Source organism: Nitrospirota bacterium, from assembly GCA_030645475.1.
GTDB lineage: Bacteria > Nitrospirota > Nitrospiria > Nitrospirales > Nitrospiraceae > Palsa-1315.
This window is the reverse complement of record JAUSMA010000060.1, coordinates 363398-385662: the sequence shown is the minus strand read 5'-3', so window position 1 is coordinate 385662 and position 22265 is coordinate 363398. Positions and strand designations below refer to the sequence as shown.

Annotated in this window: 25 protein-coding genes and 1 riboswitch; of the genes, 22 read left to right on the top strand and 3 right to left on the bottom strand. The window is 54.8% G+C overall.

Features of this window, described 5'->3' with window-relative positions; all coding sequences use genetic code 11:
- The first annotated feature begins 14 nt into the window (after positions 1–14).
- Positions 15–1001, top strand: coding sequence for a Gfo/Idh/MocA family oxidoreductase (locus tag Q7U76_12135; protein ID MDO8357131.1), 987 nt, complete (start codon positions 15–17; stop codon positions 999–1001).
- A 121-nt stretch (positions 1002–1122) separates the two neighbouring features.
- Here the strand turns inward: Q7U76_12135 and Q7U76_12130 are convergent, their stop codons facing one another.
- Together Q7U76_12130 and Q7U76_12125 are read right to left on the bottom strand one after the other, a co-directional pair.
- A complete protein-coding gene (locus tag Q7U76_12130) occupies positions 1123–1359 on the bottom strand; it encodes an Lrp/AsnC ligand binding domain-containing protein (protein ID MDO8357130.1) in 237 nt (78 codons plus the stop codon).
- An 18-nt stretch (positions 1360–1377) separates the two neighbouring features.
- Positions 1378–1860 (bottom strand): hypothetical protein, encoded by a 483-nt coding sequence (locus Q7U76_12125; GenBank protein MDO8357129.1) that lies wholly within the window; start codon positions 1858–1860, stop codon positions 1378–1380.
- A 578-nt stretch (positions 1861–2438) separates the two neighbouring features.
- On the opposite strand from Q7U76_12125, the gene Q7U76_12120 reads away from it, so the two are divergent.
- From Q7U76_12120 to Q7U76_12110, 3 genes are read left to right on the top strand one after another with little or no spacing between them, the layout of a single operon-like run.
- Entirely contained in the window at positions 2439–3968 is a 1530-nt protein-coding gene (locus Q7U76_12120) for a YifB family Mg chelatase-like AAA ATPase (GenBank protein ID MDO8357128.1), read from the top strand.
- A 7-nt stretch (positions 3969–3975) separates the two neighbouring features.
- Positions 3976–4191, top strand: a complete 216-nt coding sequence (locus tag Q7U76_12115) for a hypothetical protein (GenBank protein MDO8357127.1) — start codon at positions 3976–3978, stop codon at positions 4189–4191.
- 38 nt (positions 4192–4229) lie between these two features.
- Entirely contained in the window at positions 4230–4655 is a 426-nt protein-coding gene (locus Q7U76_12110) for a hypothetical protein (GenBank protein ID MDO8357126.1), read from the top strand.
- A 23-nt stretch (positions 4656–4678) separates the two neighbouring features.
- Here the strand turns inward: Q7U76_12110 and clpB are convergent, their stop codons facing one another.
- Positions 4679–7273, bottom strand: a complete 2595-nt coding sequence (clpB, locus tag Q7U76_12105; GenBank protein ID MDO8357125.1) for an ATP-dependent chaperone ClpB — start codon at positions 7271–7273, stop codon at positions 4679–4681.
- A 131-nt stretch (positions 7274–7404) separates the two neighbouring features.
- On the opposite strand from clpB, the gene Q7U76_12100 reads away from it, so the two are divergent.
- The 18 genes from Q7U76_12100 (at position 7405) to Q7U76_12015 (ending at position 22133) form a co-directional block, all read left to right on the top strand.
- The gene (locus tag Q7U76_12100) at positions 7405–8226 is read left to right on the top strand and encodes a hypothetical protein (protein ID MDO8357124.1); all 822 of its coding nucleotides are present in this window, start codon (positions 7405–7407) and stop codon (positions 8224–8226) included.
- A 239-nt stretch (positions 8227–8465) separates the two neighbouring features.
- Positions 8466–9917 carry an ATP-binding protein gene (locus Q7U76_12095; protein ID MDO8357123.1) on the top strand — a complete coding sequence of 484 codons (1452 nt, stop codon included), beginning with the start codon at positions 8466–8468 and terminating at the stop codon, positions 9915–9917.
- Positions 9914–10696 (top strand): hypothetical protein, encoded by a 783-nt coding sequence (locus Q7U76_12090; GenBank protein MDO8357122.1) that lies wholly within the window; start codon positions 9914–9916, stop codon positions 10694–10696. The genes Q7U76_12095 and Q7U76_12090 overlap by 4 nt, the downstream gene beginning before the upstream one ends.
- Positions 10697–10706: 10 nt before the next feature.
- Positions 10707–12125: a sigma-54 dependent transcriptional regulator gene (locus Q7U76_12085; protein ID MDO8357121.1), complete on the top strand. Its 1419-nt coding sequence runs from the start codon at positions 10707–10709 to the stop codon at positions 12123–12125.
- A gap of 366 nt (positions 12126–12491) precedes the next feature.
- Positions 12492–13484, top strand: a complete 993-nt coding sequence (locus tag Q7U76_12080; GenBank protein MDO8357120.1) for a hypothetical protein — start codon at positions 12492–12494, stop codon at positions 13482–13484.
- Between the two features lie 91 nt (positions 13485–13575).
- Complete coding sequence (locus Q7U76_12075) at positions 13576–13866, top strand: type II toxin-antitoxin system RelE/ParE family toxin (GenBank protein MDO8357119.1); 291 nt, start codon at positions 13576–13578, stop codon at positions 13864–13866.
- Positions 13867–13880: 14 nt separating this feature from the next.
- Positions 13881–14168 (top strand): HigA family addiction module antitoxin, encoded by a 288-nt coding sequence (locus tag Q7U76_12070; GenBank protein MDO8357118.1) that lies wholly within the window; start codon positions 13881–13883, stop codon positions 14166–14168.
- 299 nt (positions 14169–14467) lie between these two features.
- Complete coding sequence (locus Q7U76_12065) at positions 14468–14719, top strand: AbrB/MazE/SpoVT family DNA-binding domain-containing protein (protein ID MDO8357117.1); 252 nt, start codon at positions 14468–14470, stop codon at positions 14717–14719.
- A complete protein-coding gene (locus tag Q7U76_12060) occupies positions 14712–15122 on the top strand; it encodes a type II toxin-antitoxin system VapC family toxin (GenBank protein ID MDO8357116.1) in 411 nt (136 codons plus the stop codon). The genes Q7U76_12065 and Q7U76_12060 overlap by 8 nt, the downstream gene beginning before the upstream one ends.
- Before the next feature lie 373 nt (positions 15123–15495).
- A riboswitch (SAM riboswitch) is annotated at positions 15496–15594 on the top strand.
- Between the two features lie 119 nt (positions 15595–15713).
- The gene (gene metK / locus Q7U76_12055; GenBank protein MDO8357115.1) at positions 15714–16859 is read left to right on the top strand and encodes a methionine adenosyltransferase; all 1146 of its coding nucleotides are present in this window, start codon (positions 15714–15716) and stop codon (positions 16857–16859) included.
- A gap of 82 nt (positions 16860–16941) precedes the next feature.
- Positions 16942–17244 (top strand): hypothetical protein, encoded by a 303-nt coding sequence (locus tag Q7U76_12050; protein MDO8357114.1) that lies wholly within the window; start codon positions 16942–16944, stop codon positions 17242–17244.
- A gap of 22 nt (positions 17245–17266) precedes the next feature.
- Complete coding sequence (locus Q7U76_12045; protein ID MDO8357113.1) at positions 17267–17911, top strand: hypothetical protein; 645 nt, start codon at positions 17267–17269, stop codon at positions 17909–17911.
- Between the two features lie 57 nt (positions 17912–17968).
- Positions 17969–18367: a hypothetical protein gene (locus tag Q7U76_12040; GenBank protein MDO8357112.1), complete on the top strand. Its 399-nt coding sequence runs from the start codon at positions 17969–17971 to the stop codon at positions 18365–18367.
- A 32-nt stretch (positions 18368–18399) separates the two neighbouring features.
- Positions 18400–18633 carry a hypothetical protein gene (locus Q7U76_12035; GenBank protein MDO8357111.1) on the top strand — a complete coding sequence of 78 codons (234 nt, stop codon included), beginning with the start codon at positions 18400–18402 and terminating at the stop codon, positions 18631–18633.
- Between the two features lie 48 nt (positions 18634–18681).
- Positions 18682–19776: a hypothetical protein gene (locus Q7U76_12030; GenBank protein MDO8357110.1), complete on the top strand. Its 1095-nt coding sequence runs from the start codon at positions 18682–18684 to the stop codon at positions 19774–19776.
- A gap of 135 nt (positions 19777–19911) precedes the next feature.
- A complete protein-coding gene (locus Q7U76_12025) occupies positions 19912–20769 on the top strand; it encodes a hypothetical protein (protein MDO8357109.1) in 858 nt (285 codons plus the stop codon).
- 848 nt (positions 20770–21617) lie between these two features.
- A complete protein-coding gene (locus Q7U76_12020; GenBank protein ID MDO8357108.1) occupies positions 21618–21878 on the top strand; it encodes a hypothetical protein in 261 nt (86 codons plus the stop codon).
- An 18-nt stretch (positions 21879–21896) separates the two neighbouring features.
- The gene (locus Q7U76_12015; protein MDO8357107.1) at positions 21897–22133 is read left to right on the top strand and encodes a helix-turn-helix domain-containing protein; all 237 of its coding nucleotides are present in this window, start codon (positions 21897–21899) and stop codon (positions 22131–22133) included.
- The last annotated feature ends 132 nt before the right edge of the window (positions 22134–22265 follow it).

Sequence of the window (22265 nt, the reverse complement as noted above, 5' to 3'; positions counted from 1 at the left end):
TTTGGAGGGAGGCGATGTCACTGAAAATCGGTCTGATTGGTGTCGGTCGGCATGGCAGCCGGTACATCCATCACCTGCTCCATGATCTGCCAGAAGCGAGCCTCGTCGCGCTCGGTCGAAAACGAATCGGAGAGGGGCTACCGTCACTCTCGACGAAAGACATTCCTATCTATGGGGACTATCGCGATTTGATCGCCGACCCACGGGTAGAAGCTATCGTTGTGGTGACCCCTCCGTCGCTTTCATCTGAGATCTGTCTCCAGGCTGTGAAGGCGGGGAAGCCGATTCTTATCGAAAAGCCGTTAGCGCCGACAGGTCATGAAGCTGGGGCGATGGTGAGGGCAGCAGAAGAGGCAGGTGTAATGCTCATGACCGCACAGACCATGCGTTTCGACTCAACGATTCTGTTGCTGAAAGATCACTTGCCGGAGCTCGGTCGGCTCCGGTACGCCACCTTCACCAGCCGGATTGAAACGAAAGCCAGCGCTCAGGTTCAGGCATTGATACCAGGTCAACGCGGGGCGCTCTTGGAATTCGGGGTTCACCTGTTGGATTTGGTGCCCTTTCTCACCGGCGAGACAGTGGTCAATGTCCGGTGCGAATTGGACCAGCTCCCGACCATTGGACCAGAGACGATGGCGATCGTGCAGGCTCAGACGACGAGCGGTCTACGATGCGTCATGGACATTGCACGAGTGTCAGTAGGGCGGGTGGCGAGAACGGAATGGGTGGGAACTCATGGGCAACTTGCCGCCGATTGGTGTCACCATCGAGTGACCGCGGTCATCGGTGACCGCGGCCCTCAGGAATGGGTGGTCCAACCGCAGCAGACGATTCTTGCCACGCTCCGGGCTTTCGTCCATGCCATTGAGACGAAGACCCCTCCGCCTATCACCGGGCATGATGGCTGGCGAGCCGTCGAGGTGGCCGACGCCTGCTACCGTTCGGCAGAACAAGACGGGGCCACCGTCACCGTCACCTTCGACGCCCGTGAAACGTAACTCGTGGGAGGGCGGAGCTAATAGCAAATGGCCTATAGCCAGGATTCAGACAACTACAACTCTGTGTTGAATCTATAGACCTGCTATAGGCCATACGCCATACGCTATATGCTCTTTTCTTTTAGGCATCGGCGACGATGTGCGTATCGGTTTCTTCTACTCCCTCGATTTGATGAATCTTTGTGATCACGACATCCGAGAGGGCTCGTTCATCCGTGACGCTGATGAATACAATGATGTCAGGCCGTCCGAAGCAGGAATGGGCTTGCTCGACGCCGGGAAGGCGTTTGAGTACCTGGAGCACATCTTTCGTTCGTCCTGCTTTGACCTTGATTAGGATATACGCTTTCGTGGCCATGGTGTCCTCCTGTTGCGGTTACTGTGCGCCGCCCGGCATTTCCCGCCGTCGTTGCGCAAAGACCTGGTGAATATGCTGCCCCCCTTGTTCGAAGGCGATACGTGCCTTTGCGACGAGCTCCATCAACCAACCGAAATCCTCCAGGCTCACGTTGAATTGACGAAAGCCTGGCGTTAACCGCTCACGCTGATCGCTCGCCATGACACTCCAGGCTCCATTGAGCGCCTCCAGTACCTCTGAAGTCCAGCCTGACGAACGGAATCGTAACAGGGTTTCGTCTGTAGCGGCTTTCTCTTGTGCCGCCAACGCCTGATTCAGAAACCCTTGCACATTCGGATCGGTGCTCTTCATGAACACCGATTGAAATTGAATGACCGCCTTGATGACTCGATTTGCCTCGGGAGTGCCTTCAGGTGGAAGGACATCGGCATCTTGCAGGATCGCGAGTACGGCCATCGAGGCGCCAATTGGTCCGGAGGCGGTGCCTGTTCGACCAGGCATTTGGGCTTGGACAGGACTACCAGCACCCATGATGATGGCACCAAGGAGCACATAGATAGGGAGGGAACCAGGCAATATGATCTGTGAAGTACGTTTCGATAGGTACGACCACAGGGAGTGGGAGGGCACTGACATAGGAGGGATTATACAGAAGGGGAGGAGGGGGTACTAGCAGGATGCTGAAAAAGTCCGCCAGCAGCATTCTCGCATTGTTCAGACCCTCAACGGGGACCCGGCCGCCTCACCACTCGGCGGCGCGCACAGGCGTGGTGCTTCTTATTCGTCGCACCGTGCGCCCCGAGGGTACGTTGAGGGTCTTCACTCGCTGCGGCCTTGCTGAACGGACTTTTTGAGCATCCTGCGACAGTGTTCTCTTCATTGTGTTACACAAACGGACCCTCGAAGTTCTCGCGTGAGAACATATTTATTGCAGCCTACTGGAGTCCAAGTCGACGTCATTGCTGTAACCATAGTAGTCGAAATGGAACCATATTCCGTGGCCACTTGTTGTTTCGATTGAAACAGAGGGAGAGGGTTTCTATAATCCATCAGCCTTCCGTCTTGCACCGGAGTGATCCATGCTTGCTAAGGTTCTGAGTGCGGCGCTCGTCGGGATCGATGCGCATCTGATCGATGTGGAAGTCGATATTGCCGGAGGGCTTCCACAATTCTCGGTCGTTGGTCTTCCAGATGCCACGGTCAGAGAGAGCCGTGATCGGGTTCGCTCCGCGCTCAAGAATACGGGCTTTCATTTTCCTGCTAAGAAAATCACCGTCAATCTCGCTCCTGCCGGCATCAAGAAGGAAGGGTCCGGGCTCGACTTGGCGATTGCCATTGGGATTCTTGTCGCGGAAGAGGTTATTCCGGCTGAGCATGTACGAGGCTGCGTCTGTGTCGGTGAGCTCTCGCTGGATGGACAGATCAAGGCCATTACCGGTGCCTTATCCATTGGCATCGCCTGTCGGTTTGACCATCGTTTGCTCTTGCCGGCGGAGAATAGCCAAGAGGCCGCGATGGTCCAGGGCGTCATGGCCTATCCACTCCACACGCTCCCCGAGGCCGTGGCATTTCTCAATGGTACGGTTACGCTGACTCCGGCCCAGGTAGACCGGGACCGGTTCTTTGCCATGCGTCCTGCGGAGGATGACGACTATGGCGATGTAAAGGGGCAGGATCACGCCAAGCGTGCTCTGGAGATTGCTGCAGCTGGAGGCCACAATCTCTTGATGGTGGGGCCTCCCGGTTCCGGCAAGACCATGTTGGCCAAACGGCTCCCGACGATTCTTCCCCTCATGGAGCAGGAGGAAGCGATCGAGACGACTCGCGTCCATAGCATATCGGGACAATTGACGGCCGATCGTCCGCTGCTGACCGTCCGTCCCTTTCGCGCACCACACCATAGTATTTCCGATGCCGGACTTATCGGAGGCGGGACCGTTCCTAGGCCTGGAGAAGTATCGCTTGCCCATAATGGTGTGTTGTTTTTGGACGAATCGCCCGAGTTTCGACGTCCCGTCTTAGACGGATTACGACAACCTCTTGAAGACGGACATGTGACCTTGACCAGGGCCAGTGGCTCGCTCCGCTACCCAGCCCACTTCATGTTGATCGCGGCGATGAATCCCTGTCCTTGCGGTTATTATGGGGATCGCACGCGGGAATGTGTCTGCAGCCCGCAGCAAATCCGCCGCTATCGAGCCAAATTATCGGGGCCTCTCCAAGACCGTATCGACATGCATATCGAGGTTCCCCCGGTCTCCGTGCGCGATCTGCACGAGCAGGGCCCTATCCCCGAAAGTTCCGCCACGATTCGATCGCGCGTCCTGGCGGCACGTGATCGGCAGCTCCACCGGTATCGTCAGGATGGGATTCACACAAATGCCCAGTTGAAGCCGCGGCTCCTGAAGCGGTATTGTGGCCTGGCGGCTCCGGCTCAGGAGCTTCTGGAGCAGGCACTGACGAAGCTCGGATTGTCCGCTCGAGCCCATGGGCGCATCGTGCGTGTGGCGAGGACCATTGCCGATCTCGCGGGTTCTGATACGATTGAGCCTATGCATCTGGCCGAGGCGATTCAATATCGCAGTCTTGACCGTCGAATGGATTTTTGAGGTGTAGATGGTATCGACCCTGAAAGTGTTTCTCTGGTGGTTTGTGGTCGGCTCGACCATGGCGCTCGCCGTGATTCTCCTGCAAGGCGGCATTAGGGAGGTCATGCAGGCGCAGGGATCGGTCTGGGAGCTGAAGTTAGTCGAGCTGCTAACGACCATCATGGGAGGAGGACTGCTCGGTGGATGTCTCGCCTTGATTCTGGATCGTATTAAAAAGTCATAACCGATTCTTACTCACATTGAAGTGAAATGAGGCCAGAGATGGACGTGGAAGTAGGTTCGAACCTGTATCGCAACACCGACGGCACGATTGAAGTCGAGGGGATCCCGCAGATTCAGATCGCCTTGAAACCGGCCACTGGTGCATTACTCGTGAATTTTGCGTTGTTCGATGCGAACGGGAAAGTGACGGCGAAGCTCAACGATAGCACCTTGATGATCAATGAGAAACGAGCTTACGAAGTGAGCAGGACCCCGAAGAGTTTGCTGCTTACACATCTGGCCTCGGAAGCCGTTATCCTCAAGATGGAGCTCAAGACGCCGGACCTGGTGGCCTTCACAAAGGGGTCATTCCATACGATTAAAGGCCACCTGTTCGAAGTCTCTCCCACCGAATGGAAAATCGACAAGCTTCGCGCTACCGGCACAACGCAAGATGTGAAGGGCGGATCCGTCGTCCTCGGCTGAGACGCAGGACGACGGACCCTCTCTTAGGCTGTAACCGTCGGCACGATCACGATGTGCTGGTCTTTCAGGTCGACGGTCGCCGTATCTCCATCGCGCAACTCGCCCTTGATCAATTGACGCGCCATCGGCGTTTCCAATTCCTGTTGAATCAAGCGCTTCAAAGGCCTCGCTCCATAGATCGGATCGTAACCCCGCTCACCCAAATGTCGTAACGCGGCCGGTGTGATGGTCAGAGTGATTCGCCGTTCCGCCAAACGAGCCCGTAACCGCTCAAGCTGAATCTCCGCGATCTTCGCCAGTTGCTCCGTTTCCAGTGGATGAAATACCACCGTCTCGTCGACGCGGTTCAAGAATTCAGGACGGAAATGCTCTCGGAGCTCCACCATCACGAGGGAGCAGACCTCGTCATAGGACGCGCGCCGTTGCTGTGCCTCAAGGATCTGCGGGCTGCCGATGTTCGACGTCATGATCAAGACCGTGTTCTTGAAATCGACAGTCCGGCCCTGAGAGTCGGTCAATCGTCCGTCGTCCAAGACTTGAAGCAGGACATTGAAGACGTCGTGATGGGCCTTTTCGATCTCATCGAACAGGATGACGGAGAAGGGATGTCGCCGAACCGCTTCCGTCAGTTGGCCTCCTTCTTCATAGCCGATATAACCAGGCGGGGCTCCGATCAGACGGGCCACCGTATGTTTCTCCATGTACTCGGACATGTCGATCCGAATCAGGTTGGCGTCGTCATCGAAGAGCGTCGCGGCGAGCGCTCGGGCCAACTCGGTCTTTCCAACCCCGGTCGGACCGAGAAAAAGAAATGAACCGATGGGTCGGTTCGGGTCTTTGATGCCGGAGCGCGCGCGGAGAACCGCATCGGCTACCGCTTCCACTGCCTCATTCTGGCCGACCACACGTTGATGCAGTAGTTCTCCCAGCTTGAGGAGCTTTTCCGTTTCGCCTTCGACCAGCCGGGAGACGGGGATTCCCGTCCAACGGCTCACGATGGCCGCGATGTCGTCTTCATCCACCTCTTCTTTGAGCAACCGGCTTTCGCCCTGTTTCTGGCCGAGCTGTTCCTGTTCCAACGCCAGTTCTCGCTCAAGGCGCGGCAACTCTCCGTAGCGCAGCTCCGCCACACGATTCAGATCGTATGCCCGTTCGGCACGCTCCATCGATTGCTTGACCTCTTCCATGGCCTCTCGCATTTTGCGCAGACGGGCCACCGAGGCTTTCTCCGAGTCCCAGCGCGTTCTGAGCGCCTGTCGCTCTTCTTGTTTCTCGCCCAGTTCCAGCTCCAGCGTCGCCAACCGCGCCTGGCTGGCTTGATCCTGCTCTTTCCGCAAGCCCTCCCGCTCGATCTCCAACTGCATCACCTTACGGGAGACTTCATCGAGTTCCGCCGGTAAACTATCGATTTCCGTCCGCAAGCAGGCTGCCGATTCATCGACCAGATCGATGGCTTTGTCGGGAAGAAACCGATCGGCGATATAGCGATTCGACAGTTTTGCCGCAGCGACCAGCGCGGCGTCTTTGATGCGCACCCCATGGTGCACTTCGTAACGTTCTTTTAGCCCTCGTAGAATCGAGATGGTGTCTTCCACCGTCGGTTGATCGACCAGCACCGTCTGGAAGCGCCGTTCCAACGCGGCATCTTTCTCGATATGTTTCCGGTATTCATCCAACGTCGTCGCGCCGATCAAATGTAATTCGCCGCGAGCCAGCATGGGCTTGAGCAGGTTGGCTGCATCCATCGCCCCTTCCGCTGCGCCCGCTCCCACGACCGTATGCAGCTCATCGATGAAGAGCAGAATTTGCCCTTCCGATGTCTGCACCTCCTTGAGGACGGCTTTTAATCGTTCTTCGAATTCGCCGCGAAACTTCGCGCCGGCGACTAACGATCCCATGTCGAGGGTGATGACGCGCTTGTTCTTCAGACCTTCAGGCACGTCCCCTTTGATAATGCGAGAGGCCAGTCCTTCGACAATCGCCGTCTTTCCGACGCCCGGTTCGCCGATGAGCACGGGATTGTTCTTGGTTCGCCGGGAGAGAATCTGCACGACTCGCCGAATTTCTTCATCGCGCCCGATGACGGGGTCCAATTTTCCTTGTCCTGCCAACCGGGTCAGGTCGCGACCATATTTTTCCAACGCCTGGTAGGTGCCTTCCGGATCCTGGCTCGTCACACGTTGCGATCCTCGTACTTGTTGAAGCGCTCCCAACAACCGTTCCTTCGTCAGTCCCAGCTTTTTGAACACGCCTCCTTCTTGGACCATGGCGAGGATGACATGCTCGACACTGACATAGTCGTCTTTCAATGCTCGTTGTTCGTCTTCGGCTTTGCTCAACACCTGGCTGAGCCGCGATGCGACATGAAGTTGTCCGGGCGCTGCCCCGGCACCCTGCACTTGCGGCAACTTGGCGAGTGCCTGCTCGACTGTCTGGCGAACGGAGGGCACCGATAATCCTGCCTGTTCGAGGAGGGAGGAGGCGAGACCGCCTTCCTGCTCTATGAGCGCAAGGAGGAGATGCTCCACATCGATTCCTTGATGACTTCGCCGTGCGGCATGGGACGATGCGGCTTGGAGGGCCTCTTGTAATTTGATCGTCATGCGGTTCATGTCCATTGGATCACTCCTCTTCGCACATCGGTGTGTACTGCTCCCATTCACATAATCATAGGATAGGGGAAGTCAACGGCCCAGGAAGGGGCACGCCGCGGCTTGACCCGAGAAGTTCGCACAGACTATTGTCTCTCATGTCGCGCATTGTAGCTGAAACCATAGATCTCTATCGGAGCGCCTTCCGCAAAACCGGAGAGTCGCTCACCCGCGGATGGATGACGATGGTGGCGGTGGTTGGATTTGGACTGCTGCTGGTTCTCGCCAGCCAAATTGCCTCGCCCCTTGGCATGATCGGCGGCTTTTTGCTTGGCGCGGTGAACGCCCTGTTGGTCGGCGCCACCCTGAGCCTGGTCGAGCAATCGATTACCCATACACGCGTGCTCACCCTCCACGACATTGTTGACAGCATCGGTCACTACTTTGGGGATGTGATCGGCATCGGGTTTGTGCTCTGGTTGCCGCTCATGGCGCTCGACATGAGCCTGCAGACGAACCCCTATGGGCAACTCCTATCGTACGCCGTCCTCCTGCTCATATTTTTACTGCTGAACCCGGCACCGGAAATTGTCTATCAAGTGCGGCATGATTCTCCGCTCGACGTATTCAAGACCTCGTATGAGTTTGTTCTGGAGAATTGGATTGAGTGGTTTCTTCCATTTGCCCTGATCCTCATCCCGATCGTCCTCTCGCCCATGGGCCTGCAATCGTTTTTCTCCCTCTCCAGTCGAGTGGGGAGAGGGGCGGGTTTGGATTTTTTCCAACTCCTTGTGCTGCCGTTCACGATTCTCGGCAGTTGGCTGGACTATGTGGGAATCCCTTCGTCGATCAGCTGGTATCTTGGCCTGCTCCTTACCCCGCCGCTTGCCGTCGCCATGTTATTGTTTCGTGGCCATCTCTTTGCATCACTCCATGGCGTGTCGCGACGCCAGCGCCGATTTGCCTCGCCTTTCAAGTAGGGACGAGCGGTGTGGTAGGATATTTCAGCTTCCACCACTCCTGATTCAGACGCTGCTCAGCCATTCCTGGCTCCATTGCCCTCGCCAGGGTAAATGACACCGCAAGAATTTGTTTGCCTGATCCCTTGAGTGGCATGGGAAAATAGTGTATGGAAATACCTACAGTCTCTACAGTTATCCTCGCATCTCAAAGCCGGGAAAGAGCGTCGCTCGTGCGTTTATCTATATTTTGGCGAATCGTGCTTACGTCACTTGTCATCATTGTGATGATGGCAGGCGTAAATTTATACGCCCTGTTTCAGTTGCGCCAGCTGACGGCATTGAGTGCCAATATGGCGGCACATCATTACCCGGCGATCGAGTCGGCCAAACGTCTGCTCACCGTGCTCTATGCCCAGCTCAATAGCGAGAAGAAGTATTTGGCTGTACGCGATGCGACGTTCTTGCAGCATTTTGATGAAGAGGTCGACGAGTTCCATCGGGGAATCCAGGTCCTTGAAACCCAGGAATTGACGCCGCAAGGCCTGCAGTTGCTGAAGGAGGTTAAGCACCTTCAGCAAGAACGGCTCACGATCTTTCATACGGAGTTAGAATCGCACCACGTCCAGGGGTCTTCTGCGACCTTACCAGTCGACTATGAGCGGCGTCGCGACGCCTTGATGGATCGCATGAGCGCGACACTTCAACAGTTTATCGATCTGCACGAAACGGGTATCAGTGTCGGGGTTAGCCGGTCGCGGGAGAGTTCGGCGCAAGCAGAAGCCGTCACGGAGCAGCTGGTGCTGCTGGCGCTCGTGTTCGGGATTGCGCTCGCCGGCTTTGCCAGCTACACGGTGCTTCGCCCGCTCCGTCAATTGCAGAACCATATCAAACAAATCGGGCAGGGGGATTTTCGCACGTCGCTCAACATTCGAGCCCCCAGCGAGTTGCGAGACCTCGTCGATGCAGTGAATTGGATGGGAACCAAACTGCAAGAGCTCGACGATATGAAGGGGGAGTTTCTCGCCCACGTCTCCCATGAATTGCGCACGCCGATGGCTTCTATCCAGGAAGGCACCCATTTGCTCTTGGATGAAATTCCCGGTCCCTTGACGCAAGAGCAGCGCACAACCTTGCGTATCATGGCCGACAGCAGCCGAAGGCTCATTACCCTCATCTCGACGATCCTCGATCTCTCCAAGATGGATGCCGGGATGATGGAGTATCGAATCGTCCCTACGGATCTCAAACGCATCACGGATATCTCGGTCAATAAAGTCCGGCTGCTGGCCGATGCCAAACATGTGCAGCTGTTGGTCGAAGGGCCAGTACAGCGTGTGTGGGTCAAGGCCGATGCCCTTCGCATCGAGCAGGTGCTGGATAATTTGCTCTCAAACGCCTTGAAGTTCAGCTCGGAAGGGGGCATTGTAAAGGTGTTGATGAAGCCTGACCCGAAAGCGGGAGTGCTGGAAGTGAGTGTGTCCGATGGCGGACCAGGCATTCAGGCCGAAGACCTGCCCTATATTTTCGAACGCTTCTATCAAGGACGTACCAAGGCCAAACATGCAACGCCGGGGAGCGGTCTCGGGCTGGCACTGGCCAAAAAAGTGGTTGAAGCACACGGAGGACGAATTTGGATCGAAAGCGAAGCCAAGAAGGGGACGACCGTACGGTTTATTCTTCGGGCTGCAAAACCGGAAGGGTCGGCATGAAGGCGCTCCAGCACGGATTCATGGCAGCGATCCTGTCCTGTCTCTTCGTCACGGGATGTTCGACATGGCCTGCGCCCCCGCCCATGTCGCAGCCCTATTTCCTCGTCGATGCGGGAGAGGCGAAATCCCTCCATGCGCTGGCGAAAAAGCAGGATGCGCTCGCCCCGAAATGCGCCGAGCACAACTCCTGTGATCACGTCTACTTTTTGCGGGCTCTCCTGGGGCTTTACGAAAGTCGAGAGAGCGCCATCAGGAACTTTGAGAAAGTGATCGCCGCCGCGCCCAAGAGCAGCCTGGCCTCTTCCAGTAAGGTCTGGCTGCAACTGCTTCAGCATCGTGCCGTTCCCGTTGAGCAATCCTGGATGCAATCGGTCATGGCGGCACCGGCCATTTCAGAGAATCAGGTGATCCTGGCCCAGGCGTCAGATCGTCTGGTGCGAGACTTGCTTGATAGAGAGTTGACCGTCCAGCAATTGCGGGCCATGAAGGATGCCGATGCCCAAACGTTGGACAGTCTCCAGCGAGAGTTAGCCGAACGCGAACGGAAGTTGGACGCCGTGAGCGGCAAACGGGACAGCACAAAGGGTTCGGCTGAAACCGGCATTCTGTCATCATTACAAAAGCAATTGACGGATCGAGATAAGAAAATAGATGAATTGACGAGCCAGTTGGAGGCGCTGAAGCGTATCGACCAGGAAATGCGGGATAAAGTTCGTCCGATTCGTCCCCCATCGACTGGCACATCGCCTCCGACTATGCCTGAACAGACGATACCGTAGAAGGAATGTCATGGAAAAAGAGCATATTCTCGTAGTCGACGACGAAGAGGGCCTCCTGCATCTCGTGAAGATGCGGTTGACCGCCATGGGTTTTGCCGTGACCGGCTGCACCAGCGGGCGTGACGCGATCACGGCAGCCAAGAATAACCGGTTCGACCTGGTTATTACCGACCTCCGCCTGGGTAACGAAGATGGCTTAGATGTGACGGAGGAATTGTTGCGCATGCAGCCTGGCCTTCCGGTCATCATCCTGACGGCCCATGGCAGCATTCCCAATGCCGTGGAGGCGATGCAGCGCGGGGCCTTTGGCTATCTCACCAAACCGTTCGATGACAAGGAACTCAAGGCCAAGATCGAAGAGGGGCTTTCGCCGCAACGGATGCGGGGAGAAATCCAACGCCTGAAGTCGCTCGTCAACGAATTGTATGGTATGGAAAACATCGTCGCACGGAGTCCTGCGATGCAGCGATTGCTCCAACAAGTGGTGCAGGTGGCAGACTCCGATGCCACCATTCTGCTCTTTGGAGAAACAGGGACAGGCAAAGAAGTCTTCGCCCGCGTGATCCATTCGAACAGCCGACGGAATAAAGGGCCTTTCATTGCGCTCAATTGCGCGGCCATTCCGGAAGCACTCTTCGAGTCTGAACTCTTTGGACATGTGCGTGGCGCCTTTACCAGCGCCCATGGCGCCAAGCGAGGCCTCTTTCAATGTGCCAACGGCGGGACGCTGTTTCTCGATGAGATCGGCGAGATGCCGCTGTCCATGCAGGTCAAACTCTTGCGGGCCGTGCAGGAACGGGAAGTCCGCGAAGTGGGTTCTGAAACGACGACGAAGATCGATGTGCGGATTATTGCCGCGACCAATAAAGACCTCGGCGAAGCGGTGAAGAATGGTTCCTTCAGGAACGATCTTTTTTATCGCATTTCCGTCGTCCCGTTGTTTATCCCGCCGCTGCGTGACCGACGGGACGATATTCCCTTGTTGGCCCAACATTTTCTGACCGCGAGCGCCAAACGAGCCAATAAAGATTTGCGCGGCTTTACACCGGCCGCGCTCAATCGGCTGCTCACGCATCCCTGGCCAGGCAATGTCCGTGAGCTGGAGAATGTCATTGAAAAGGCTTCCGTGATGACGCGCCAGGACATGATTACTCCGGACCTCCTGCCTTCGATGGGCACTTCACCGGACGCGCCGCTGAAGCCGTTGACCGAAGCCAAGGAAGAGTTCGAGAAGACCTATCTCAAGAACGTCCTGCAATTGACCGGCGGCAATATCTCCCGCGCCGCCCAATTTGCCGGTCGCTATCGGGCAGATTTCTACAAAATGCTGAAGAAATATGGCCTGCATCCCTCAACCACGAAGGCGAAGGCGGAAGCCGACCTTGAAGATCTGGAAGAGGCAGGCGATCTCACGGAAGCCGAACGTTAGGCCGGTATCCCACGAGCTGAACGATTCGACGGAATAGAACCATCCATGAGTCACCCAGCCATCGACAGCCCCGATGACCGCAGCTCAATTGTGAGTGGAATGTAGGGGATCTGTCAGGTGGAAAGGGGGCGAATCGTCAGCGGAAGTTGTGGAGCTGGCGAGAGGAATTGAACCCCCAACCTGCGGTTTACAAAAAGCTACAGAGCCATTTTCAGACCCTTCCGTACCCTCATCAGAAGCAACAGAATCACTAATAGATTGGCCTGGTTAGATGAGTTCACCACGTTGCGCACTGTTGCGTGGTGAATGAGTGAAAAAGGCGTTTACGGTTACATTTATGGTTACACTTGCGAAAGTGAATTTACGATGAAAACAGAGAACGATCAAGCGCTGAAAGGGAGGAATGTCGAGAGAGGAATAGCGGCCGATGCGCCAGCTGGCAATCGCCAGCGGCGCACGGTCGCCGGTCCGCCGGCGGCTCCTAAACTTGTCAGAAAGACATTTCTCGTCGATCACACGGAATCCAACTCAGACACACAGTCAGTAGGCGGTACGACGTGGTCAGTCAAGATTCACGACTTTGGGAAGCAGTGGATTGAGAGTTCATGGGGAAAGGTTAATCTGCAACCGGGCAAGCGAGGCTTCAAGGGCAAGTCACTGAACAAAGAACAGAACGAAAAGCGTGCACGCGCGCGGGCGACCGGCGAGATCAGAAGGAAATGCCTTTCAATCGGAGCAGACCATCTGGTCACGCTGACCTATCGCGATAATGTAGAGAACCGAGAGCGAGTCTTGACCGACCTAGAACGCTTACGGCGCATGCTCGCGCGCGGTGGCTACTCAATGCCCTATGTGGCGGTGTTGGAATGCCAGAAGCGCGGAGCGATCCACCCGCATTTGGCTGTTCGTGGATTTCAAGATATTCGTCTTCTGCGCCGCTGTTGGTACAAGATCGTTGGAAAAGCTCAGGGCCAAGTAAATGTGAAGGGGCCACGGCCTGGAACCTCCCCGGTCAAACTGGCCCGCTATCTCTCCAAGTACATCAGCAAAGACATCGACAGCCAGCCGCGAGAGTTTGAGGAGCACCGGTACTTCTGCTCGCTAGGGATCAGAGTGCCAACAGAACAGTTTCAGATTGTTCTGACTCGCAACGCGAGAGAAGCGGAATCGAAACTCTTCTTCCTCATGTTCAACGACACGTTACGTCGAGTTGGAGACTACTGCATGGTCAGGCATTGGATTGGAGGGGCGGGGACGTTTGGATGGATCTCAGGCTTCGAAGACCCGACGTGTCACTGGATCAGAAACACAGCAAGCCCTCCGCAAGATCCGGGGCAGGAGTTACATTCGTCGATGTGAAGGAAGTGGGTGCCAACCATCCCCTACTTTACAAACCATCCCTTGACATGTACGGCTATACCGTACACAATGGAATGATGAAGGGAATTACATGCGCCTTACCAAATTTCGCCATAAAGGGCTCCTGCAGCTCTACGCAGAGGACAACCCGAAAGGCGTCTCTGCTTCCCATCTGGATAAGGTGGGAAAGCTTCTGTTAGCCCTTGAAACCGCCCTCACCCTTGAACAGGTGGGACGCTTTCCGGGCTGGAAGCTTCACCCGCTGAAAGGTGACATGAAGGGCTATTGGAGTTTAACCGTGACTGGAAACTGGCGCATTGTGTTCCGCTATCACGAACCAACAAACACCGTCAGCGACATTGATTTAATCGACTACCACTGAAAGGAGACTGTACAATGACCATGAAGAACCCGCCCCATCCGGGCGACCTTATCAGAACCGAGATCATCGACGCTCTGGGCTTGAGCGTATCCAAAGCCGCAGACATTCTCAAAGTTCGCCGCGCGACCCTGTCGGATCTTCTCGCCGGCAAGGCGTCTCTCTCCCCTGAAATGGCCCTCCGCATTGAGAAAGCGTTCGGCCCTGACATGGACCACCTTCTTCGGATGCAGCTTGCGTACGATGTGGCACAGACCCGCAGCCATGCCAAGAAACTCAGCATCAAGCGTTATGTCGCCGCATAGGATCATTCGCTAAGTTTCGCTCAATAGCGCCGGTCCATCCGTGGATCGGCGTTTTTCATTTTTACTCTCGTCAACGAACACCTGTGATTTCTCCTGTCCCGATTATCAACCCGTAGAGTTCCCTAACTGGGTTAGATGATTGCAAATCGCCGGCGGCAACGCGGGCGCACCATTGTTGGGGGGGGTAAGGGGGTGTCGTGAGACTCCCCCCGTGGTTCACCTCTTTTCAGGGTAGAGATTGACTCGATCGTGATGTAGTACTAAAATATAAAAGTACTACAATAGCGATGGAGGTTCACATGTTGGAATCTACGATAACCCGGAAGGGGCAGGTGACGATTCCCAAGGCGATTCGTGACCGCTTGGGAGTAAAAGAAGGGGAGAAGGTTCTCTTTGTGATGCGAGGTGAGGAAGTGGTCTTGAAAGTTATCAAGGGGACGATTCTTGATCTCAGGGGCTCAGTTCAGCCGTCAGCGCACCCGGAAGATTTTGAAAAGATTCGTCAGTCTGTGAAGCAGGCTGTTGCCAAGAGGGTGGTCGGGCATGGCTAGTCTCTTCGTGGACACCAATGTGTTTCTCCGTTTTCTGACCAACGACGACCCGGCCAAAGCCAAGCGCGCCGAGACACTGTTTCGCGATGCGCTACGTGGCAAGATCAAATTAGCGACGAGTCTGCTGGTCATCGCCGAGATTGTTTGGACACTGGAATCCTTTTACAAATTAGAGAAACCGGATATTGCCGCGAAAGTTGAGAAGATTCTGAATACGCCCAACCTGGAGTGTCCAGAAGCCTCGCTTCTCTTTATGGCTCTCGATCTCTATGTTCATGCAAACATTGACTTCATAGACGCATACAACGCCTTCCACATGAAAGCGCAGGGACTCACAGAGATTCTCACCTATGATCGGAAGCACTTCGCCCGCATTCCGTGGGTCCAGATTGGGGATTTGTGATCACACGGCAGTGGGGCTTTTGAAGAGGAGCAGAACCTATCAAGTGGTCTAGCTCTCTGCCCCTGTCAGCGGACACACGGGCGCCCCATCAAAGGGGAACGGAGGTGTCGAAGCCTCTCCCCGCTCGCAGTCATCCTGAGAATCCTTTCTCGCCCTGCTCGGTAAACTCTATGAACCTGAGTGTCTCACCCATATTGATACGGAGGGCTTTCCAGAGCCCGTTGTCGATGTGTTTGAAGGCTTGTTAAAACATGCAGGAGTTCTCCAGAGAGAGCTCTACGGCGATTAGCACTGCCGCATACTCATTTCCCAGCGGGAAAGCACCCCGTTTATAGGCTTGACATCAGTACAATAGAAGTTCATTAATAGATTATAAATATTAAGAGAGCGCGAGGGTTCTGGCCCAGCGACCGCTCGGCAACCTGGTGATAGCCGCCAAGGTGCCAATGCCAGCCCGGATAGGGAACGATAGGGCTCACGAGCAACCAACGGCGTGAGACCCCTCAATTCGAGGGGTTTTTTATTTCTACCCTCATATCGTCCTCCGCTGGGTGCCAGAACCCTCCTTCTCATTCACACAAGGAGGTTGTAGTGCCCATCAAGAACTTGGCTCATCTGAGAATCAGCCGCGACACGACGGCGATCTTCACCTCAGAATCTGTTGCCGAAGGCCATCCCGATAAGGTTTGTGATTTTATCGCAGACTCGATCTTGGATGCCTATCTCACCGAGGACCCTTCCAGCCGAGTGGCCTGCGAGGTTCTCTGCAAGAGCGATCTCGTCGTGCTGGCGGGCGAGATTACCTCACTGGCCACCGTGGATCACGAGAAAATCGCCCGCCAAGCCATTCGAGCGATCGGCTATACAGATACCACTGAATCGTTCAACGCTGATCATATTCGTGTTCTGCAAATTATCTCCAAACAGTCACCAGAGATCGCGCAGGGAGTTACGAAAGACAAGGGTGAGCAAGGCGCGGGCGATCAAGGCATCATGTTTGGCTTCGCCACCGACGAGACACCGGAGTTGATGCCGTTGCCTATTTTGCTCGCCCACCGCTTGGCGCAAGGATTGGCTGATGATCGCCACGGAGGGACTGTGCCCTGGCTTTGCCCCGATGCCAAGACCCAAGTCTCGGTCCTCTATGAAGGCAACACGCCCACACGCGTGACGGACATCCTCGTCTCGACCCAGCACCGAGCGGAGGTCGGACAAGACACCATTCACGCCTATGTCGCACACCAGTTAATCCCTCGCATACTGGGCACCTGGCATCACCAGAGCATTCACGTCATGGTCAATCCCACAGGGAGCTTTGTACATGGCGGCCCATCGATCGACTGTGGAGTGACGGGGCGAAAGATCATTGTGGACACCTATGGGGGAGCTGGCCGGCACGGGGGAGGAGCCTTCAGTGGGAAAGATCCCTCGAAGGTCGACCGCAGCGGAGCCTACTTCTGCCGTTATGTGGCCCGTCAGGTGGTCCAAGAGGGCTTGGCGCGAAAAGCCGAAGTGCAAGTGGCGTATGCCATCGGCGTTGCACAACCAGTCTCAGTCAAGGTGGACACCTTCGGAACCGGGGATGACAATGTCGCGGCAGACTTCGTGAAAGGATTCGATTTCCGGCCTGGCGCCATCATTGAACGGTTTGACCTCAACCGACCGATTTATCGGCAGACGACGAACTACGGGCATTTTGGGAAATCTGAATTGCCGTGGGAGCAAAGATACGTCTAGTTCGATGAGACATCGCTGATACAGAACAGAAGACACGCACACGTGAGAATAGTTGGAAAGAATATTCATACGGAGGTAACAAATGGCCACATCAAAGCAGACTGTACAAAACTCAAAGGGATCTCCCGAACGGCATCGAAGAACGGATGCTAAGGCTCCAGCGCAGGGGAGAATCGCCGCGCAAACACAGCAACAAGTGGCCACACAAATAGAGGCGCTGGTTGAACAGTTGGAGCAGGCGCCTGAGTCGAACCTGGACCAGTGGTATGCAGAGAATTTCGGAAAGTTGACGCAGACCATGGATAGAGTGTTCCAACTGCTGGGGATGCCGACTGCTGATTGTGAGAGTCAGGCAGCAATTGCAAAGAAAGAGGAGTCGCTATGAGTTTCATTGAATACGGATCTCTATGCTGCCGCGAGTTGCCATGATGAGTTGGAACCAGGAAGCCAATATCCGTTGCCTGCTGAGCTACACATGTCCGCAACTCTGGAGCCGGCTTGCGGCTACCAACGCCCCAGATCGTCGCCACTGCAGGGAGTGCAATCGGGATGTGTATCTTGCTCACGATGAGGAGGCATTTTTTCAACACGCGGCACACGGACATTGCGTGGCCGTCCTGATCATGCCTGAACCCTCATCCCGTCAGGAAGGTCATCTCCTTGCTCTCCAAGCCGGACATGGAGATAGCTTCGACTTGTTGCATCGGGCCTTGTGTAAGGAAGGGGTGACCATGAAAGTGATTCGCATTAGGATCGGGCTTCTCCAACCGGACGCATTGAGGTTGCAGAACCGCCTTGATCACCGGTTGGGACGCGATGAGGCGGATTCGACTCCGCCCGACGACGATTGCCATTACTGGGCTGAGGCCATCGAGGATGGCGACAAGTTCTACTATCTGGTCAATGACACCATATTAGAAATCTCCGAATACGAGTTTGGCAAAGTGATTCTCAATCCGTACCTATACTACTTCTCCACGGCCTTGAGGTTGCACAACAGAATCAAGCGGGCCAAGCAAGCTATAGAGAGTTGGCCGTTGGAAAGGACGTGACGCTGCCATGCTTTACCAGCTTGAACGATAGGACTTAATGCACATAGGGAGAAAAGCATGAACCTTCAAGGCCTCGCTCAGCAGTATCGTGGGACAACACTGCCCAAGTTGGTTGAGAGCCAAATCAAATCACTAAACGAAGACGCATTGGTGCACGCTATACGCGGCACCTACGAGCATTTTCCAACAGAATTTCGCCTACAGGTTGATGCTTTTACGCTGGCCTATCCCGGTATCAACTGGGCTGGCCCCCACATCGCTAAAACGGACCTAGGCGATATCTTCAGTGACGCTATCCAAGCCATAAAGGATATGGCTACTCAAGCTGGCGTTTCACTGAATGACGAACAAGTATTCGACGTGTTCAATCTCATTGTTATGAGAGTGTCGTATTTCGCCAACTCTAATCCAGATTTTCGCAAAAGCTTGGGTATAAAGAAGGATTGGTTTTCATGACCTTTAACTAATCATTTGATGGGACTTAAACCATGCTGCACACCGTCGCGGAAGCAGAACAATTGATCATCGCCGAATGGCGCGCTTGGTCCAACCAACGCAGCACTTACTCTGTCTATGCTATGCAGATCTTTTTTGGCTGGCTGCAGCAGGACAAGTCGTATCTGCTTTCGTTCCGATGCAGCGGTGACAAATGGCAAAGGGTTCACGGGTGGCTTCAGAGCGATGAAGACATCCAATCGAAAATTCGGAATCCAAGAGCCTAACTTGTTGTTCCCGTAGACCGTTTCTCACGAATATGGAGGAGGAATAGTATGAGCTTTCTGAGTAGTTTTTTTCGGAATGAAAAAGGTAAGCAGGTCGATCTTGAAAAGCTTGCGGTGCAATTCGACCAAGCACAGGACAAATATCTAAAAATGCTGATCGATGGCTTGTCGGCTTCGGAAGTGGAAGAAAGAAGGGCATGGGCGCGGGTGATAGCTGACACGGTGGTGCCTGCTCTCGTTGATGATATCAATCTGGAAGCCAGATCTCGTTCGCATAAAACACTCAACGCTCTCATAGCGGAGTTACGCCACCCACAAAACGAGAGCGAAATGCGTGACTTGAAAAATGCTTGTTTCTTCGCTGTTAGGCGGATTTTAAAATCGACTGAAAAGCAAATCCCGACTGACCGTAACTTCGAAATGAAGGAGCACCTGACCAGGGCGTGGAATGACAAGCAGTTCCAGGCCAGGGTCGTGGAAAGGATGCAACGGTACGTCCCCTCGCTGCTCCCGGACTTGGCGACAAAAGCGTGTCTCGGGACGATCGCAAAACTGGTGTCCGCGATTACGTCCGGTTGGAGCCGGGAAGCGTGGGAGAAGAATGTCTGCGACATGCTCCAAAATTCACCGCCTATGAAGTTGTCGTCGGGAGAGTCGCTAACCATATGCAGGCTGGTCGAGAACGATCTGCGCCGGCTATTCGGTTGGCGGATCGAGATTCCAGACACATCTGAGCCAAACGACAATACGGTCTACATCAACGCGGGAACGGGCGGAATTCGCTGGCTACTTTCCAGGGGCAGCGACAAGCTGGTCGTTGTCGGCGCCATGATGACATCCCTGTTTTTGTCGTCGATGCAAAATGGATGGGTCGCGAAGGGCCTGCAGCCCACCGAAAATGGCTCCGGGATGATCGGATTAAACCTCAGGCCCTGTGAGATATCTGATCACGAAGCCCGCGATTTAGGCAGGATACTCAGGGCGGCGTGTAGCATTTCCACCGACAAGAGAATGCTACCGGTGTTCCATCAGGTCGAGACTCTACTCACCTTTTTCGAGGGGGGTAGGTTTCGAATCGATCGGGCACCGGATGCTGTCGCCCAACCACAGACGGAAGGTACTTTAGTTTGGAAAACATACTGAGCCATCTTCCCCCTGAGGCCCCACATATCGCTAACTTGCCCATACCTGCCATGGGAGAGATAATCTTAGTGGCCGCGCGGCGTCATCAAGCCAGGGCAGGAAACTGGCATCTCAACAATTCGGAGAATCCACTCTATGAGTCAGCAGAAGACGTGCCAAGTCATTTCCGTTGTAGGATTCGTACTAATAGGGATTCTCCTGTCCACTTCTCTTGCGTTGGCAGCCAAAGATGCTCGTCCATTTTGGACTGAGAAATCATCCTTCATCGAAGGAGAAGAGCTGTTCGTAGTGGGGGTGGCGTCAAGGGCACGGACGGTTGAAGAAGGCCGACGGCAGGCGTTTGAACAGGGCAAGGTTGAGCTGATGAATTTTGCACAGATCACCAGCCTCGAAGCTCAGGGGCTCGTGATTGAGACGCAAATGACCTTTGAGGAGCCGAACGCGGATGGCACCGTGACGGTGTATCGGCTCTTGCGAGTCCCCGCATCCAAGCTGGTGGGTATTCAAGGCCGTCTTAAAGCGCAGAGTCAAGCCCAGGAGCAGGCCATAGAGCAGTCACGGAAGGAACTGGCAGTCATCCAACAAGCACTTGGCGAGAAAGCCACAAAATTGGATCAGCAGCAACGGCAGGTCGAGCAGATGTTGCAGCAGATTAATGCGAAAATCCAGTCGATTAGCACGCCCACCAGTCGGTCAGCGCCAAGCAGGTCTTTGGTGGACCAATTCAAAGAGACAGATGCCAAGCTCGACGCGAGCGAACAAGAATTGAGTCGGCTCGCCCGGCAGATTCAGGAGCGAGTACAGTCTAGCTCTCAGAAGGCTTGTCGGCATATCACGCCTGGGATGACACCAACGGAGGTGACAAGACTCCTGGGGAGCCCGGATGGTCGTCAGAAGGATCCATTTACAGACTACTTGGACACTTGGGCATATGGGAAAAGCATTGTGCACTTTAGCAGGCAAGGCGTGGCCGGCTCCATTTCTGGATGTTGATCATAATGTTTGTTCGGCGACGGGCGAAACTGCACGAGCTGATCTAAGATGAACGGGCTTGCTTTACTTTATCTCGCTCCCATGCCTACGATTACGTTAGAAATGGGTGAGCCCAGACCGTCGAGCAAGTTCACCGCGATGGTAGGTGCGATCACGAGGAGACCAACCGCCAATACAAGCACTGTCCTGGCCATCCATCGGATTCTTCTGTCTCTTTGGTATCTTCGTGTTCTGCCAGCAGCTGCACGCCAAGAACTTCCGCGGTTCGAGTCAGGGCTTCGCTTTGGCGCTTAACATCTCGGCGTTTCTTGGCATGCTCACAGGTCTCGCGTATTTGGTCTCCTACGGTTGGCATGTTGTCTGGTGGGCACCTATCGTCATTTTTATCATTGGCATCTTGGCGTCTATGCTCGGATTTTTCGTCGAACAGATCGTTGGTTCAATGGCCCTTAGCATGAGTGCATTTGTTGGGTGGCCTATCTGTGCATATTTCATGTTCATCTACGTTCCAAATGGCACCTAACCCTTTCATGAAGGGGATAGCCACCTTGCGGGCTGGGGCCTGTTGTTTAGGCAAACGTTATGCCCTCAGCCACAGAACCTACGTTCTACTCTGTGATGGATGAAGTGTTTGGAAAACACTAACCAGTCAAACAACTGGGCCGTCAACAAAGCTGCGCTTTTTGTCGTCCGGTTATTTCACACGTTATAGATTTGCAGCGTTACTCACCACCCCTGGCCCGATAGTTCCAATACCACCCGCACACGCAAAGCTCCCTCTTGACAGATAATACCGCGAGTAATACTATATTCGCGCTAATACCACACGTATTCCAATGGAGGAGATAATGGGACCATCACGCACAGAGCTCATGCAGTTCAAGGTCACGCCCGAGGAGCGAAAGTTGATTGAGCAATGCGCCAAGAAGCAAAGCCTTTCAGTCTCCGAGTATGTACGGGCTGCCGTCATCATGGACATGATTCTGGAGGGTAACGTGGGAGCCATGAAGATTGCCGTCGACACCATTGGGCGCAAAGCAGTCCAGCTGCTCAGGAAACGTGCAGATCGATTGGCTGATTTGGGAGCAGAAGCTACAGATTCACAATAAGGGAGGGAGGTGATTTAGATGAGCGAACAAGTTAGTAAGCGGTTGTACAGCGTGAAGGAGGCCGGGAAATATCTCGGCAGAAGCCCCTGGGCGATACGTCACTTGATTTGGGAAGGGCATCTTCCGCAAGTCCGGCAGGGGCGACGCGTCATGGTCGATGTGGTGGACATGGATCGGTTCATCGAGAAACACAAAATGGAGGTTGGGGATGGGCATGATCTACCGCAGGAAGCAGAGAGAACCTGCATCGCGTAAGTTGACCGAGGTCGGCCCGTACTGGATCAAGTACTACATTGAAGGCCGGCCGATTCAGGAAAGTACAAAGACATTCGAGAGAGAAGAAGCCAAGAGGCTCCTCAAGGAGAGGGAAGGGGACGTTGCGAAAGG

Excerpts from the sequence above, each read along its gene's own strand:
- Q7U76_12045 (MDO8357113.1), top strand. The coding sequence starts at position 17,267 with ATGCTGCCGCGAGTTGCCATGATGAGTTGGAACCAGGAAGCCAATATC.
- Q7U76_12090 (MDO8357122.1), top strand. The coding sequence starts at position 9,914 with ATGAAGGCGCTCCAGCACGGATTCATGGCAGCGATCCTGTCCTGTCTC.
- Q7U76_12135 (MDO8357131.1), top strand. The coding sequence starts at position 15 with ATGTCACTGAAAATCGGTCTGATTGGTGTCGGTCGGCATGGCAGCCGG.
- Q7U76_12035 (MDO8357111.1), top strand. The coding sequence starts at position 18,400 with ATGCTGCACACCGTCGCGGAAGCAGAACAATTGATCATCGCCGAATGG.
- Q7U76_12110 (MDO8357126.1), top strand. The coding sequence starts at position 4,230 with ATGGACGTGGAAGTAGGTTCGAACCTGTATCGCAACACCGACGGCACG.
- Q7U76_12100 (MDO8357124.1), top strand. The coding sequence starts at position 7,405 with ATGTCGCGCATTGTAGCTGAAACCATAGATCTCTATCGGAGCGCCTTC.
- Q7U76_12120 (MDO8357128.1), top strand. The coding sequence starts at position 2,439 with ATGCTTGCTAAGGTTCTGAGTGCGGCGCTCGTCGGGATCGATGCGCAT.
- Q7U76_12115 (MDO8357127.1), top strand. The coding sequence starts at position 3,976 with ATGGTATCGACCCTGAAAGTGTTTCTCTGGTGGTTTGTGGTCGGCTCG.
- Q7U76_12070 (MDO8357118.1), top strand. The coding sequence starts at position 13,881 with ATGACCATGAAGAACCCGCCCCATCCGGGCGACCTTATCAGAACCGAG.
- Q7U76_12015 (MDO8357107.1), top strand. The coding sequence starts at position 21,897 with ATGAGCGAACAAGTTAGTAAGCGGTTGTACAGCGTGAAGGAGGCCGGG.
- Q7U76_12060 (MDO8357116.1), top strand. The coding sequence starts at position 14,712 with ATGGCTAGTCTCTTCGTGGACACCAATGTGTTTCTCCGTTTTCTGACC.
- Q7U76_12130 (MDO8357130.1), bottom strand. The coding sequence starts at position 1,359 with ATGGCCACGAAAGCGTATATCCTAATCAAGGTCAAAGCAGGACGAACG.
- Q7U76_12025 (MDO8357109.1), top strand. The coding sequence starts at position 19,912 with ATGAGTCAGCAGAAGACGTGCCAAGTCATTTCCGTTGTAGGATTCGTA.
- Q7U76_12065 (MDO8357117.1), top strand. The coding sequence starts at position 14,468 with ATGTTGGAATCTACGATAACCCGGAAGGGGCAGGTGACGATTCCCAAG.
- Q7U76_12040 (MDO8357112.1), top strand. The coding sequence starts at position 17,969 with ATGAACCTTCAAGGCCTCGCTCAGCAGTATCGTGGGACAACACTGCCC.
- Q7U76_12075 (MDO8357119.1), top strand. The coding sequence starts at position 13,576 with ATGCGCCTTACCAAATTTCGCCATAAAGGGCTCCTGCAGCTCTACGCA.
- Q7U76_12080 (MDO8357120.1), top strand. The coding sequence starts at position 12,492 with ATGAAAACAGAGAACGATCAAGCGCTGAAAGGGAGGAATGTCGAGAGA.
- clpB (MDO8357125.1), bottom strand. The coding sequence starts at position 7,273 with ATGGACATGAACCGCATGACGATCAAATTACAAGAGGCCCTCCAAGCC.
- Q7U76_12020 (MDO8357108.1), top strand. The coding sequence starts at position 21,618 with ATGGGACCATCACGCACAGAGCTCATGCAGTTCAAGGTCACGCCCGAG.
- Q7U76_12085 (MDO8357121.1), top strand. The coding sequence starts at position 10,707 with ATGGAAAAAGAGCATATTCTCGTAGTCGACGACGAAGAGGGCCTCCTG.
- Q7U76_12050 (MDO8357114.1), top strand. The coding sequence starts at position 16,942 with ATGGCCACATCAAAGCAGACTGTACAAAACTCAAAGGGATCTCCCGAA.
- Q7U76_12030 (MDO8357110.1), top strand. The coding sequence starts at position 18,682 with ATGAGCTTTCTGAGTAGTTTTTTTCGGAATGAAAAAGGTAAGCAGGTC.
- Q7U76_12125 (MDO8357129.1), bottom strand. The coding sequence starts at position 1,860 with ATGCCTGGTCGAACAGGCACCGCCTCCGGACCAATTGGCGCCTCGATG.